The following is a 12,282-nucleotide window of genomic DNA, read 5'->3' as shown; positions in this document are numbered from 1 at the left end:
AAGGTCTCTGTCTCAGACGGCCGCGGGCTCGCGGCGGGGGCGCACGGTGCGCTGCTCGATGTCCTTGACCCGCGGCCGGGCCTGGACGAGGTGCTGGACGTACACGCCCGGGGTCACGATGTGGTCCGGGTCCAGGTCGCCGGGCCCGACGACGACCTCCGCCTCCGCGATCGTGAGGCGTCCCGCGGTGGCCACCACGGGATTGAAGTTGCGGGCGGTGTAGCGGTAGACGAGGTTGCCGTCCGTGTCCGCGGTGTGCGCGTGCACGAGGGCGACGTCCGCGACGATCGCGCGCTCCTGGACGTACGTGACGCCGTCGAACTCGGCGTGCGGCTTGCCCTCCGCCACCATGGTGCCCACGCCCGTGCGGGTGTAGAACGCGGGGATCCCCGCGCCACCGGCGCGGAGGCGCTCTGCGAGGGTGCCCTGCGGCGTGAACTCGACCTCGAGCTGCCCGGACAGATACTGCTCGGCGAAGAGCCGGTTCTCCCCGACGTAGGAGGCGATGACCTTGCGCACCTGCCCGGACTCGATGAGGATGCCCAGGCCCTTGCCGTCAACGCCCATGTTGTTGGAGACGACCGTCAGGTCCTCCACCCCGCTGTCCCGCACGGCCTCGATGAGGTCCGCCGGGATGCCGCTGAGCCCGAAGCCTCCGACGGCGAGGGTCGCGCCGTCGCGGAGCGCCCCGGCCTCGAGCGCCGCTGCCAGGACCTCGGCCGTGTTCTCTCTGAGCTTGCCCATCCGCCGCTTCCTTTCCGCCTGCCACCACTTTGTGGACAGGGTCTCGTGGTCATTCGAGGCTAGGAAATGGGCGGCCGTAGGACAACGGCACGCTGGTGCTGAACCTCACAGAGTGGACAGCGGGCGCCGCCATGTCCACAATGTGGAGAGTTTCTGCGTCGCCCCGGAAGGAGAGCCATGGAAGCGAGGGGACCCGTACAGGGGGCGCAGGTGGTGGGCCGGGTGGCCCGGCTCCTGCGGCTCGTGGGCGCGAAGTCCTCCGGGGCGCCCACAGCGCGGCTCGTGCGCGAGTCCGGCCTGACCCGCCCCACAGTCCACCGGCTCCTGAGCTCCCTCGCGGCCGAGGGGCTCCTGGACCAGGACCCGCGCACCGGGAACTGGGTCCTCGGGACGGAGATGTTCGTGCTCGGATCGGCGGCCGCGGCGCGCTTCCCCTTCGAGGACCTGGCCCGTCCGAGCCTGCGCCGCCTCGCCGAGCAGAGCGGCGAGAGCGCGTTCTACAGCGTGCGCCGCGGTGCCGAGACCGTGTGCCTCCTGCGCGAGGAGGGCAGCTTCCCGGTCCGCTCCTTCGTGCTGCGCGAGGGCGTGAGGTTCCCGCTCGGCGTCGCCTCCGCCGGGACGGCGATCCTGGCCTTCCTCCCGGACGAGGAGGGGGACGGCTTCCTGGACCGCTGGGAGGAGCATGCCGGGGACTTCGCGGCGGGGCACACCGAGCAGACCGTGCGCCGGCAGCTCGAGGAGACCCGGCTGCGGGGGTACTCGGTCAACCCGGGACTCGTGCTCGAGGGCAGCTGGGGCATGGGGGCCGCAGTGTTCGACCCGCACGGCTCCCCCGTCGCCGCGGTCTCGCTGACCGGCATCGAGCCCCGCTTCAGGCCGGAGCGGCAGGAGTTCCTGGGCCGGCTGCTCATGGAGGAGGCGCACCGGATCAGCACGCGGCTCGAGCGCGGGACCGGCTAAAGGCCAACCCGCTGGGCAGGGCGCTGGCCCACGGCCCGGACCCCTCGGATCAGGGTGCCGGCCGCACCATGCGGATCTCGACGAGGGCCCGCCCGCCCATCTCGTGGACCTCGCGCGCGCCGTCCGGGGCGAAGCCGAGCTTGGCGTAGAACGCCCGCGCCCGCGGGTTCTCCTCGAAGACCCACAGGTACGCCGGGCGGTGGCCGATCACCCGCTCGACGGCGGCCTGGCCCGCGCCGCTCCCGTGCATCTCCTTCAGGAGGTACGCCGTGTAGAGCTGCTCGGGGGCCGGGGGCCGCTCGTCCAGTGCCGGTCCCGCGCCCGCGAAGCCGACCACCCTGCCCTCGCGGCGGACCAGCGCGAGGCGCAGGCCGGCGTCGTGCGCGAGGGACCGCCGCCAGCGCTCGGCGCGGTCCGGGGACTCCGCGAGGTCCCCGGAGAGGAACTCCGCGGGCAGGAGGTGCGTGTAGGACTCACGCCAGCACTGGTCCTTGACGGCGAGGACCTCCTCGATGTCCTCGGGCGCCGCGTCCGCGATCTCGAAGTCCATGCCGCAACGCTACGCCGGGCCCGGGCGCACGCGCAGGTGCGGGCGCAGCGCTAGCGGACCACCGCGAGCGCGAACCCGTCCCAGCCCTTCGATCCCGCCGTCTGGATGACCGTCGCGTCGAAGAGCGGCCCGCCGAGGAGCTCGAGCGCGGCGAGGATGCCCGGACCGTTCTCGGGGTCCCGCGACGGGTCGAGGACGATCCCCTCCCACACCGCGTTGTCCAGCACCACCACCGTGCCCGGCCGGCCGAGCCTCACCGCCCACTCGAGGTACGCGGCGTCGTTCTGCTTGTCCGCGTCGATGAACACGAGGTCGTAGGGACCCTCGAGGCCCGGCAGCGTCTCGAGGGCGGCGCCCACGTGCACGGTCACGGCCTCGGCGAGGCCGGCGGCGGCGAGGTTCTCGCGGGCCACGGCGGCGTGCTCGGGAAGGTACTCGAGGGTGTCAAGGTGCCCGCCCTCGGGCAGGGCCTGCGCCATCCAGATGCTGCTGAACCCCGCGAGCGTGCCGATCTCCAGGACCCTGCGCGCCCCCGAGATCCGCACGAGGAGGGCCAAGAGCCTGCCCGCGGTCGGCTGCACCTCGATGGCCGGCATCCCGTGCTCGACCGCGGCGCGCAGCGCCCGCTCGTGCTCGGGCCCGGGCTTCACCACCGTCCGGGTGAGCCAGCGCTCAACGTCGATCCATTCTGGTTTCGCCGCGTGGTCGATCATGGGCGCCAGTGTGGCCGTGCCCTCCGCGCGGGCGCAATGGCCCGCACGGCTCATTGAGCGCTACTGGGAGGCCCCGGCCTGTCCTGCCTCGCCGGCCTGCTCCGCGATCGCCTTCTCGAGGCGGTCCACCTTCCCCGTGATCTCGCCCGTGTGCCCCGGGCGGATGTCCGCCTTGAGCACGAGCGACACCCGCGAACCGTACCGCCCCACCGCCTCGGTGGCCCTCTTCACGACGTCCATGACCTCGTCCCACTCCCCCTCGATCTCCGTGAACATCGAGCTCGTGCGGTTCGGCAGCCCGGACTCGCGCACCACCCGCACGGCGGCCGCGACGGCGTCGTGCACCGAATCGGTCGGCACCCCCTGGCCGGGGTCGGGCTGGCCGGGCGCGGGACCGGAGGGGGCAACGGAGAAGGCGACGATCATGCCGTCAGTCTCCCACGGCCCGGGAACGGCGGGGCCTGTCTGGAGTCTCGGCTGGGAGCCCACCACCGGTTGTGGACGGAACCACGCGCCACGGCGTGGGGTTCCGTCCAGAAGACGTGGTGATGATCCGGCGCAGCCGGGACATCGAGGTCACCGGACGAGGACCGTCACACAGGGGTCCAACAACCCTGTGCTGCCCTACTGTTGGTGCATGCAGGATCAAGCGTGGCGCAGGCCCCTGCGCGCCGACGCGGCGCGCAATATCGAGAAGATCATCAGCGCCGCGCTCGAGTGCTTCCGCGAGGAGGGGCCGAACGTCTCGCTCAAGACCGTGGCCGCCCGCGCGGGCGTGGGCCCGGCCACCCTGTTCCGGAACTTCGCGGACAAGGACGCGCTCGTCCTCGCCGCAGTGGAGCGCCGGCTCAAGGCCAAGGTTGACCCGGTCGCGGAGCTGGCCCTCGAGAACCCGGACGCCGCGAGCGGCCTCGTCGAGGTGCTCAGCGCGGTCATGCAGGTGGCCAATGAGGAGCACCACCTCCTCGCCGCGGTCGCTGGGCGCCGGCAGCTGCTCGTGGGGATCGCCGGGAAGATGTTCGAGTCGCTCGGGATCCTCCTCCAACGCGGCCAGGCCCAGGGCACGCTCCGCGAGGAACTGCGGCTGCTCGACCTGGTGCGCATCGTGGCGATGCTCATCGGCGTCGGGGACACGGTGGAGCCCGGGTCCACGGCGTGGCGCCGCTACGTCGCGCTCCTCGAGGACGCCATCCGCACCCACCGCGAGAACCGGCCGCTGCCCCCGCTCGAGCACATCCCGGACGTGGACGTCATCCCCTGAGCCGCTGAAGCGCCCGGCGCGCTGCTCAGCCCCAGCCGGCCAGCCGCAGGAGCGCGGCCGTCCCGGCGCCGACGATCACGACGACGAGGAACGGCGCCCGCAGTAGGAGCGCGGCCGCCGCCGCGACGAGGGCCCCGAGGCGCGCGTCCAGGACGAGTGCCTGCCCGGACCCCACGGCATTGACCGCCGTGAGGGAGGCGAGCAGCCCGATCGTCACCGTGCCGGCGATCCGCAGCATCCGCTCGTTGCCCATCCAGCGCCGCGGCACGAGGTAGCCGAGGAACTTGAGCGCGTACGCCGCCGCGCACGCCACGAGGATCCAGGCCCACAGGCTCATGCGCGGTCCTCCCTCTCGTGCGGGCCGGCATGCCCGTGCGGGTGCGGGTACGGGTCGAGGTCCGGTTCGAGGCCCTCGACGCCGAGCCCGGCCTCGTCCGTTCCGGTTCCGGCTGTCCCGACCCCGGCCTTGCCGGCCCTGGCCTCCGCACGCGCGGCCTCGCGGGCGTGGCCCAGCCAGCCCAGGAGCGCGGCCACGAGGGCCGCGACGAGGATCGGCACGCCGGGCGGCACGAGCGGGACGGCCAGCACGGTCGCGAGCGCGCACACCACGGCGATCGCCACCGGCTCGCGGCCCCGCAGCCGCGGCCAGAGGAGGCCGAGGAAGGCGGCAACGGCGGCGCCGTCGAGCCCCCACTGCTTCGGGTCGCCGAGCGCGTTGCCGGCGAGCGCCCCGACCGCCGTGAAGGCGTTCCAGAGGACGAACACGCCCAGGCCCGCGATCCAGAAGCCGCGCCGCTGCTCGGTGGGGTCGTCCTGCCCGACGGCGGTCGCGACCGATTCGTCGATCGTCACCTGGGCGGCGGCGAACCTGCGCCAGCCGCGCGGGGCGAGGAGCGCGTTCATCTGCATGCCGTAGACGGAGTTGCGGACGCCCAGGAGCGTGGCGGCCGCCGCGGCTGCCGCCCCTGAGCCGCCGCCCGCCACGACGCCGATGAAGGCGAACTGGGACCCGCCCGTAAACATGAGGATGCTCAGGGCCATGGTCTGGGGGAGGTCCAGGCCTGAGGCCACGCCGAGGGCGCCGAAGGAGACGCCGTAGAGCCCCGTGGCAACGGCGATCGAGATGCCGATGCGCGCCGCCGGCGAGTGCCGCAGAGCGACCGGGGACCCGCCGTCGTGCGCGCCCTCTGGGCCGCCCCCCGCCGGGCCCGGGGAACCGGGCTGCTCAGCCAACCGCCGCCCCCACCTGGGCGAGGACCTCCGCAGGGCGGTTCGTGGTGATCTCGTGGATGCCGGCGGCGAGGCAGTGCTCGACGTCCGCGGGCTCGTCCACGGTCCAGACCCGGAAGCGCAGCCCCGCCTCGAGCCACGCGCGGACGCGGTCGGGGTGCTCCCTGACGTAGTCGATGCCGGGGCCGGCGATCCGGGCGCGGCCGGCGTCCAGGATTGCCTCGGCGTCCTCCTGCGCGGCCTTGAGCACGTTGGCCACCGCCCCGCCCGTGAAGGGGCCGAGGGCCGTCGCGGCGCGGAGCTCCTCCACCGTGACGTCGTCGAGGAGCATGCACACGTGCTCGGCGGGGACCCGGTCGAGGAGGAAGGCCACCGACTCGGCGTCGAAGCTCATGAAGCTGATCTGGAGGCTGCCGAGCCGCGAGGTGGAACGGTCCCATCCGCGCGCCTCGAGGATCTCGAGCACACGCTCCTCGAGGCGGAGCCGGTAGGGGCTCGGGTGCTTGAGCTCGATCGCGAGGCCCATGGGGCGCCCTGCGGCGGCGAGGAGGTCGAGGAGCTCGGGCAGGGTCAGGAGCTGCTCGCTGCGCGCGCCGTACTCGTCCGGGATGCGGGCGCCCTTCCACGAGGAGAAGTCCAGCTCGCGCAGCTGCGCGAGGGTGCGCTCGGCCACGGGCCCGGTGCCGGTGGACGTGCGGTCCAGGCTCGGGTCGTGGAGGAGCACCACGTGCTGGTCGCGCGTGAGGTGGACGTCGCATTCCACGCCGTCCGCGCCGTCGGCGAGGGCCTGGAGGTAAGCGGCGCGGGTGTGCTCGGCGAACCGGGCGCTGGAGCCGCGGTGGGCGTAGACGAGGGGGCGCGGGGAGGTCATGGCTCCACCGTACCCAACCCGGTTTTGCACGATACCCCTCAGGGTATTAGGCTGGTACCCAAGATACCCCCGGGGGTATATCGCAACGAGAGGAGAAGCCATGCTGCTCGAGCGCATCTACGACCAGGACCTGGCCCAGGCGGGCTACTTCATCGGCTGCCAGGCCAAGGGCGAGGCCGTCGTGGTCGACGCCCGCAGGGACATCGCGCCCTACCTCGAGCTCGCGGCCGCGAACGGCATGCGGATCGTGGCCGTCACCGAGACCCACATCCACGCCGACTACCTGTCCGGCACCCGCGAGCTTGCCGCCGCCACCGGCGCGGCCATGTACGTCTCCGGCGAGGGCGGCCCTGACTGGCAGTACGGGTTCGAGGCGGAGCGGCTCCATGACGGGAGCACCATCACGCTCGGCAACATCACGGTGACCGCGCTCCACACGCCCGGCCACACGCCGGAGCACCTCGCGTTCCTCGTCACGGACGGCGCGTTCGCGGACCAGCCCGGCTACCTGCTCTCCGGCGACTTCGTCTTCTCGGGCGACCTCGGCCGCCCGGACCTCCTCGACGAGGCGGCCGGCGGCGTGGACACCCGCTTCGAGGGCGCACGCCAGCTCTTCCGGAGCCTCAAGGAGAAGTTCCTCACCCTCCCGGACCACGTCCAGGTGTATCCGGGCCACGGCTCCGGCAGCGCGTGCGGCAAGGCCCTGGGGTCCATCCCGTCCACGACCGTGGGCTACGAGCGCCTGTACGCGTGGTGGGCCCCGTACCTCGCCGCGGATGACGAGCAGGGCTTCATCGACGAGCTCCTCGACGGCCAGCCCGACGCCCACGCCTACTTCGGGCGCATGAAGCGCCAGAACCGGCAGGGCCCGGCGGTCATGGGCGAGCGCGGGGACGTCCCGCAGCTGCCGAACGAGGAGATCGCGGCCGGCCTCGCCGCGGACGCCATCACGTTCGTGGACACCCGCCCGAACGCTGAGGTGCACGAGGGCACGGTGGCCGGCTCCCTCAACATCCCGGCCGGCGGCAAGTCCGCCACCTACGGCGCGTGGGCCTACGACCCGGAGACGGACTCCCGCCCCCTCGTCCTCCTCGCTCCGGACCAGGACGCGGCCCGCGAGATGTGGGACCACCTCGTGCGGGTCGGCATCGACAGCGTCGCCGGGTTCACCCCCAGCCTGGACGGCCTTCCGCGCACGACGCCGAAGCTCGTCTCCCCGGCCGACCTCGCCGAGGTCGACGCCGCCCTCGTGCTGGACGTGCGCAACAAGTCCGAGCACGCCGCCGGCCACATCCCCGGCTCGGAGCAGCTCAGCGCGGCCCGGGTCCTGTGGCACACCGACCGGCTCCCCTCCGAGGGCACGATCGTGACGTACTGCCAGAGCGGCGTGCGCAACTCGGTCGCGGCGAGCGCGCTGCGCCGGGCCGGGTACGACGTCGTCGAGCTGGACGGCTCCTACGCCGGCTGGGAGGCATGGAAGGACGCGCACGCGCGGGTCTGACCCTGCCTCCCCCGACCAGCCCCTCCCTGTCCCTTCCCGCAAGACGGGCGCTGGACCCGTCCCCCCTCGGGCCCAGCGCCGCCCCCTGCCCCACCGAAAGGAACCCATGGCCTCCCCGTCCACGACCTCCCCGAACCTGGCCCCTCCGAACCTGGCCTCGCTCAGCCCCGAGACCCTCAGGCAGTGGATCGACGCGCACGAGGACCTCATCGTCATCGACGTCCGCTCGGCCGCCGAGTTCGAGACCATGCACATCCGCGGCTCCTACAACGTGCCGCTCCCGCTCCTGTCCGAGCACACAGAGGACCTGGCCGAGCGGCTCGGCAAGCGCGTGGTGCTCGTGTGCCAGTCCGGCGTCCGCGCCGAGCAGGCCCGCCAGCGCCTGAGCGGCTCCGGCGTGGACAGCGCGGCCGTGCTCGAGGGCGGCGTGCCGGCCTTCGCCGCCGCCGGCGGCGACGTGGTCCGCGGCGCCCAGCGCTGGGCCCTCGAGCGCCAGGTGCGCATGGCGGCCGGCGGCCTCGTGCTCGCAGGCCTCCTGGCCGGCAAGTTCGTCTCGCCGAAGCTGCGCGGCCTCAGCGGGGCCATCGGCGCAGGCCTGGCCTTCTCGGCCGCGACGAACACGTGCGCCATGGGCAACGCGCTGGCACGGATGCCGTGGAATAAGGCGGCTTCGGAGCCCACCGCGGCAGACGCCATCGGCCAGATCCCGGTGCGCCAGCGATGACCACAGCGCTCGTCCTCACCCTGCTCCTGTCCGTTGCCATCGGGCTCTCGCTCGGCCTCCTGGGGGGCGGCGGATCCATTCTGACCGTCCCGATCCTCACCTACGTGGCCGGCCTCGACCCCAAGGAGGCCATCGCCGCCTCGCTGTTCGTGGTCGGTGTGACGAGCGCCGTGAGCGTGGTCAGCCACGCCCGCAACGGCCGCGTGAAGTGGCGCACCGGTCTCGTGTTCGGTGCGGCCGGCATGGCCGGCGCGTTCGCCGGCGGCCTGGCAGGCGGGCACATCCCGGGCACCGTCCTCATGGTCGCCTTCGCGCTCATGATGGTGGCCACCGCCGTCGCGATGATCCGCGGCCGGCGCAGCGGGAAGGGCGCAGCGCACCAGGCGCACGACGCCGAGCTCCCCGTCGGCAAGGTCGTCGTCGAGGGCGTCGTGGTCGGGCTCGTGACGGGGCTCGTGGGCGCCGGCGGCGGGTTCCTCGTGGTCCCGGCGCTCGCGCTCCTGGGCGGCCTGCCGATGCCGGTCGCCGTGGGGACCTCCCTCGTGGTCATCGCGATGAAGTCCTTCGCGGGCCTCGGCGGATACCTCACGAGCGTGAGCCTCGACTGGGGCCTCGTCGCCGCCGTCACCGCGGCCGCCGTGGTGGGTTCCCTCCTCGGCTCGCGCCTTGCCGGCCGCATACCGGAGGCCGCCCTCCGCAAGGGCTTCGGGATCTTCGTCCTCGCGATGGGCGTGTTCGTCCTGGCCCAGGAGCTCCCGGCCCCGGCGGGCCTCATCGTGGGCGCCTCGGCCGCCGTCCTCGGGGCCGCGGCCCTCGCGTGCCGTTTCCTCGTGCCGAGCTGCCCGCTCCGCCCGGCCCCGGCGGGCTGAGCCCTCGCCTCCAGTCCGGTTGTGGGGGGGGGGGGGGGGGGGCGGCGGGGCCCCCCCCCGCCCGGGGGCGCCCCCCCCCCCCCCCGGGGGGGGGGGGGGCCCCCCCCCCCCCCCCCGCCCCCCCCCCCCCCCCACAACCGGACTTCGGAAGCGCGGCCATCTGGCCGAGCGGGCGCGCGGGTAGGGTGAGCCTATGGCGACGGACCTGAAGACCCAGCCCACCGACGTCGAACGCGCCGCCGCCCTGGCGCGCATGAAGGGCATAGCCCTCGCCCTCCTGATCGGCATGGCCGCCGTGTTCGCGGCTGCGTTCGCGTTCCAGGACCGGTACCCCTGGCTCGAGTACGTGCGCGCCGCCGCCGAGGGCGGCATGGTCGGCGCGCTCGCGGACTGGTTCGCCGTGACCGCGCTCTTCCGCCATCCCATGGGCGTGAAGATCCCCCACACCGCCATCATCCCCACGCGCAAGGACGCGATCGGCGCATCCCTGAGCGGGTTCGTGCGGGACAACTTCCTCTCGGCGCAGATCGTCCGCGAGAAGCTGGACTCGGTGGACATCGCCCGGAAGGCCGGCGCCTGGCTCGCCACCCCCGCCGGAGCCCAGCGGGTGGCAAAGGAGGGTGCCGCCCTCATCCGCGGCGCGTTCACGGTGCTCAACGACGACGACGTCCAGGCCGTGGTCGAGTCCATGGTGCGCCGCCACCTCGTGGACCCGCCGTGGGGCCCGCCCGTGGGCCGGCTCGCGGAGCGCGTGTTCGACGCCGGGCACCACCACCAGCTCGTGGACCTCCTCGTGGACCGGGCCGCGGACTGGGTGGCGGCGAACTACGAGACCGTCACGCGGCTCGTGACGGAGCGGTCGCCGTCGTGGGTGCCCAAGCTCGCCAACGACCTCGTGGGCGACAAGGTCTACCTCGAGCTGTCCAAGTTCGTCGCGGCCGTGCAGGCCGACCCAGACCACCAGGTCCGCCGCTCCATCGACGTCTACCTCAAGGACCTCGCGCGGGACCTCCAGCATGACCCGGTGATGATCGCCCGCGCCGAGGGGATCAAGGCGCAGGTGCTCGGCGACCCTGAGGTCCGCGAGCTCGCCGGCCGCACGTGGTCCACGGTCAAGAACGCGCTGCTCGACGCCGTATCCAACCCGCACAGCGAACTGCACCACCGCTTCACCACGGCCGTGCGGGACTTCGGCGCGCGCCTCACCGAGGACGCCGAGCTCGCCGGGAAGGTCAACGCCTGGATCGGGGACGCCGCGGGCTATCTCGTGGACACCTACCGCGGGGACATCGCCGGGGTCATCGAGGACACCGTGGCCCGGTGGGACGCGCAGGAGACCTCCCGGAAGATCGAGCTGCAAGTGGGCAAGGACCTGCAGTTCATCCGCATCAACGGCACCGTGGTGGGCGCCCTAGCGGGCCTGCTCATCTTCGCCGCGGCCCACGCCGTGTTCGGCTAGGCCTCTCCCAGGCGGGCCCGCCGCTCCTCGATCTCCCGCTCCACGGCCTGCTCGGGCGTCTCTGCTGCCGTGCCCGGGCGCACGTCGGCAGGCTGCGCATGCGCGGAGAGCCGCCCCTGGCCATCAACCGATTCCGGTTTCACGTGAAACTCTCCGAGGAGCAGGTCCGGGACCGGGCCGAAGGCCTCCCGCGTCGACTTGATGACAGCCCGGCCCATCGCGAGGTTGCCCGCGCCGCCCACCACGGCCCCGACCCCGAACGGCACGACGCGTCCGAGCATCGCCAGGCCCTGGCGGCGCACGAGCCACGCGAGGAACCGCTTCTTCACGCGGGTCTGGATGCCCTTGACCACCGAGGACGGGAGCGAGCGGTTGAGCGCATCGCCCCATGCCCCCTTCGGATCGCCCGCGCGTCCGAGCGCGTGGCCTCCGAGCACCGAGAGCAGGGCGGTGCCCTCCTCGCCCAGCATGATCGCCATGACAGTGGTCCGCGCACGCTCCGGGTCCTCGAGGTGGATCCCGTGCAGCTCGGCCACCGAGGCGGCGTAGAGGGCCGTGGCCTCGAGGAAGCCGACGGTCGCGGCCACCGAGAGGCCGAGCGCGGCGACGGTCCCCACGCCCGGCACGGCCGCCGTCCCCCCGACCGCGGCACCGGCCCCGGCCACCGCCGTGAGGTAGTCGCGCTCGAGCTGGGCAGCAAGCTCGGCAGGCGTGGCATCCGGCCGCCGGCGGCGCATCCGTCTGAGGTTGGCCGTGACGAGGGGGCGCTGGACGTCCACGGCACGCAGGAGGATGCCGTGGAGCCGCGGCGTGGCGCGCCCCTGGGAGTCGAACATGGCCTTGCGGGCAGTGTCCTGCGCTATGCGCAGTGCAGCGTTCTTCTTCGCCATGGACCCCAGCGTAGCCCCGTGCGCAAGCCCCTTCCGGGGCGGCGTGGGGGGATGTTTAGGGGGTCCAGAAGCGGGCATTGATCCCCGTGAACCCGCAGCCGGCGGGTCCGAATGCGCTGCCGCAGCGCGTCCGAGCGACAGAAGGAGCTCGTCATGGGTATTGGTGCCTCGATCTTCCTCATTGCCGTGGGTGCGATCCTCGCGTTCGCGGTGACCCCAGGACTCATCCCGTTCATCGACCAGACCCTCATCGGCTACATCCTCATCGGGGTCGGCGTGCTGGGCCTCATCATCTCTCTCGTGATGATGAACTCCGGCCCGCGCCGCCGCGTCACAGAGTCCCGCAAGATGGTGGACCCTGAGACCGGCGACGCCGTGACCCGCCGCGACACCCGCGAGGTCTAGCTCCGACCGACGCCCAGCAGCGCCAGAGCGGATCGGGCCGGGGGGGGGGGGGGGGGGGGGGGCCCCCCCCCCCCCCGGGGGGGGGGCCCCCCCCCCGGCTCCGAG

At 73.4% G+C, this 12,282-nt stretch carries 15 protein-coding genes; 7 read left to right on the top strand and 8 right to left on the bottom strand.

The features are described from left to right. Positions 1 to 12: 12 nt before the first annotated feature. Positions 13 to 744 (bottom strand): CoA transferase subunit A, encoded by a 732-nt coding sequence (locus ABCQ75_RS04785; RefSeq protein WP_345883445.1) that lies wholly within the window; start codon positions 742 to 744, stop codon positions 13 to 15. A 177-nt stretch (positions 745 to 921) separates the two neighbouring features. Between ABCQ75_RS04785 and ABCQ75_RS04780 the strand changes: the two genes are divergently transcribed. After that, positions 922 to 1,704: an IclR family transcriptional regulator gene (locus ABCQ75_RS04780; RefSeq protein WP_345883444.1), complete on the top strand. Its 783-nt coding sequence runs from the start codon at positions 922 to 924 to the stop codon at positions 1,702 to 1,704. A gap of 49 nt (positions 1,705 to 1,753) precedes the next feature. On the opposite strand, the gene ABCQ75_RS04775 is transcribed toward ABCQ75_RS04780, so the two are convergent. The 3 genes from ABCQ75_RS04775 to ABCQ75_RS04765 are packed head-to-tail and all read right to left on the bottom strand — an operon-like array spanning position 1,754 to position 3,393. Then, positions 1,754 to 2,254, bottom strand: coding sequence for a GNAT family N-acetyltransferase (locus tag ABCQ75_RS04775; protein ID WP_345883442.1), 501 nt, complete (start codon positions 2,252 to 2,254; stop codon positions 1,754 to 1,756). Between the two features lie 50 nt (positions 2,255 to 2,304). Beyond that, positions 2,305 to 2,967, bottom strand: coding sequence for an O-methyltransferase (locus ABCQ75_RS04770; RefSeq protein ID WP_345883440.1), 663 nt, complete (start codon positions 2,965 to 2,967; stop codon positions 2,305 to 2,307). A 60-nt stretch (positions 2,968 to 3,027) separates the two neighbouring features. Next, positions 3,028 to 3,393 (bottom strand): thiamine-binding protein, encoded by a 366-nt coding sequence (locus tag ABCQ75_RS04765; RefSeq protein WP_345883438.1) that lies wholly within the window; start codon positions 3,391 to 3,393, stop codon positions 3,028 to 3,030. A 211-nt stretch (positions 3,394 to 3,604) separates the two neighbouring features. Here ABCQ75_RS04765 and ABCQ75_RS04760 point away from each other — a divergent pair, with 211 nt between their 5' ends. Beyond that, entirely contained in the window at positions 3,605 to 4,228 is a 624-nt protein-coding gene (locus ABCQ75_RS04760; protein WP_345883436.1) for a TetR/AcrR family transcriptional regulator, read from the top strand. Positions 4,229 to 4,253: 25 nt separating this feature from the next. Here the strand turns inward: ABCQ75_RS04760 and ABCQ75_RS04755 are convergent, their stop codons facing one another. The 3 genes from ABCQ75_RS04755 to ABCQ75_RS04745 all read right to left on the bottom strand — a co-directional run bounded on the left by ABCQ75_RS04755 (position 4,254) and on the right by ABCQ75_RS04745 (position 6,329). Beyond that, a complete protein-coding gene (locus ABCQ75_RS04755; RefSeq protein WP_345883434.1) occupies positions 4,254 to 4,565 on the bottom strand; it encodes an AzlD domain-containing protein in 312 nt (103 codons plus the stop codon). Beyond that, positions 4,562 to 5,383, bottom strand: coding sequence for an AzlC family ABC transporter permease (locus ABCQ75_RS04750; RefSeq protein ID WP_345883761.1), 822 nt, complete (start codon positions 5,381 to 5,383; stop codon positions 4,562 to 4,564). The genes ABCQ75_RS04755 and ABCQ75_RS04750 overlap by 4 nt, the downstream gene beginning before the upstream one ends. A gap of 70 nt (positions 5,384 to 5,453) precedes the next feature. Continuing rightward, entirely contained in the window at positions 5,454 to 6,329 is an 876-nt protein-coding gene (locus ABCQ75_RS04745; RefSeq protein WP_345883432.1) for a glycerophosphodiester phosphodiesterase, read from the bottom strand. 100 nt (positions 6,330 to 6,429) lie between these two features. Here ABCQ75_RS04745 and ABCQ75_RS04740 point away from each other — a divergent pair, with 100 nt between their 5' ends. From ABCQ75_RS04740 to ABCQ75_RS04725, 4 genes are all read left to right on the top strand, one after another. Next, positions 6,430 to 7,830, top strand: a complete 1,401-nt coding sequence (locus ABCQ75_RS04740; RefSeq protein WP_345883431.1) for an MBL fold metallo-hydrolase — start codon at positions 6,430 to 6,432, stop codon at positions 7,828 to 7,830. 106 nt (positions 7,831 to 7,936) lie between these two features. Next, positions 7,937 to 8,554 carry a rhodanese-like domain-containing protein gene (locus ABCQ75_RS04735; protein ID WP_345883430.1) on the top strand — a complete coding sequence of 206 codons (618 nt, stop codon included), beginning with the start codon at positions 7,937 to 7,939 and terminating at the stop codon, positions 8,552 to 8,554. After that, a complete protein-coding gene (locus ABCQ75_RS04730; RefSeq protein ID WP_345883428.1) occupies positions 8,551 to 9,423 on the top strand; it encodes a sulfite exporter TauE/SafE family protein in 873 nt (290 codons plus the stop codon). Before ABCQ75_RS04735 ends, ABCQ75_RS04730 begins: the two co-directional genes overlap by 4 nt. A gap of 193 nt (positions 9,424 to 9,616) precedes the next feature. Further along, on the top strand, positions 9,617 to 10,882 hold the full coding sequence (locus ABCQ75_RS04725) for a DUF445 domain-containing protein (RefSeq protein WP_345883426.1): 1,266 nt from the start codon (positions 9,617 to 9,619) through the stop codon (positions 10,880 to 10,882). Here ABCQ75_RS04725 and ABCQ75_RS04720 read toward each other — a convergent pair. Then, a complete protein-coding gene (locus tag ABCQ75_RS04720; RefSeq protein WP_345883424.1) occupies positions 10,879 to 11,772 on the bottom strand; it encodes a hypothetical protein in 894 nt (297 codons plus the stop codon). The two genes, ABCQ75_RS04725 and ABCQ75_RS04720, sit on opposite strands and share 4 nt — an antisense overlap. Positions 11,773 to 11,925: 153 nt before the next feature. Between ABCQ75_RS04720 and ABCQ75_RS04715 the strand changes: the two genes are divergently transcribed. Then, entirely contained in the window at positions 11,926 to 12,177 is a 252-nt protein-coding gene (locus ABCQ75_RS04715; protein ID WP_345883422.1) for a DUF6458 family protein, read from the top strand. Positions 12,178 to 12,282 lie beyond the last annotated feature (105 nt).

It is taken from the genome of Sinomonas halotolerans (assembly GCF_039615075.1).
GTDB lineage: Bacteria > Actinomycetota > Actinomycetes > Actinomycetales > Micrococcaceae > Sinomonas > Sinomonas halotolerans.
The sequence above is the reverse complement of the archived record's forward strand: the minus strand, read 5'-3'. Positions and strand labels throughout refer to the sequence as shown.

What these genes read in the sequence shown, in the direction of transcription:
- ABCQ75_RS04785 (WP_345883445.1), bottom strand. Translation starts at nt 744, where the DNA reads ATGGGCAAGCTCAGAGAGAACACGGCCGAGGTCCTGGCAGCGGCGCTC.
- ABCQ75_RS04780 (WP_345883444.1), top strand. Translation starts at nt 922, where the DNA reads ATGGAAGCGAGGGGACCCGTACAGGGGGCGCAGGTGGTGGGCCGGGTG.
- ABCQ75_RS04775 (WP_345883442.1), bottom strand. Translation starts at nt 2,254, where the DNA reads ATGGACTTCGAGATCGCGGACGCGGCGCCCGAGGACATCGAGGAGGTC.
- ABCQ75_RS04770 (WP_345883440.1), bottom strand. Translation starts at nt 2,967, where the DNA reads ATGATCGACCACGCGGCGAAACCAGAATGGATCGACGTTGAGCGCTGG.
- ABCQ75_RS04765 (WP_345883438.1), bottom strand. Translation starts at nt 3,393, where the DNA reads ATGATCGTCGCCTTCTCCGTTGCCCCCTCCGGTCCCGCGCCCGGCCAG.
- ABCQ75_RS04760 (WP_345883436.1), top strand. Translation starts at nt 3,605, where the DNA reads ATGCAGGATCAAGCGTGGCGCAGGCCCCTGCGCGCCGACGCGGCGCGC.
- ABCQ75_RS04755 (WP_345883434.1), bottom strand. Translation starts at nt 4,565, where the DNA reads ATGAGCCTGTGGGCCTGGATCCTCGTGGCGTGCGCGGCGGCGTACGCG.
- ABCQ75_RS04745 (WP_345883432.1), bottom strand. Translation starts at nt 6,329, where the DNA reads ATGACCTCCCCGCGCCCCCTCGTCTACGCCCACCGCGGCTCCAGCGCC.
- ABCQ75_RS04740 (WP_345883431.1), top strand. Translation starts at nt 6,430, where the DNA reads ATGCTGCTCGAGCGCATCTACGACCAGGACCTGGCCCAGGCGGGCTAC.
- ABCQ75_RS04735 (WP_345883430.1), top strand. Translation starts at nt 7,937, where the DNA reads ATGGCCTCCCCGTCCACGACCTCCCCGAACCTGGCCCCTCCGAACCTG.
- ABCQ75_RS04730 (WP_345883428.1), top strand. Translation starts at nt 8,551, where the DNA reads ATGACCACAGCGCTCGTCCTCACCCTGCTCCTGTCCGTTGCCATCGGG.
- ABCQ75_RS04725 (WP_345883426.1), top strand. Translation starts at nt 9,617, where the DNA reads ATGGCGACGGACCTGAAGACCCAGCCCACCGACGTCGAACGCGCCGCC.
- ABCQ75_RS04720 (WP_345883424.1), bottom strand. Translation starts at nt 11,772, where the DNA reads ATGGCGAAGAAGAACGCTGCACTGCGCATAGCGCAGGACACTGCCCGC.
- ABCQ75_RS04715 (WP_345883422.1), top strand. Translation starts at nt 11,926, where the DNA reads ATGGGTATTGGTGCCTCGATCTTCCTCATTGCCGTGGGTGCGATCCTC.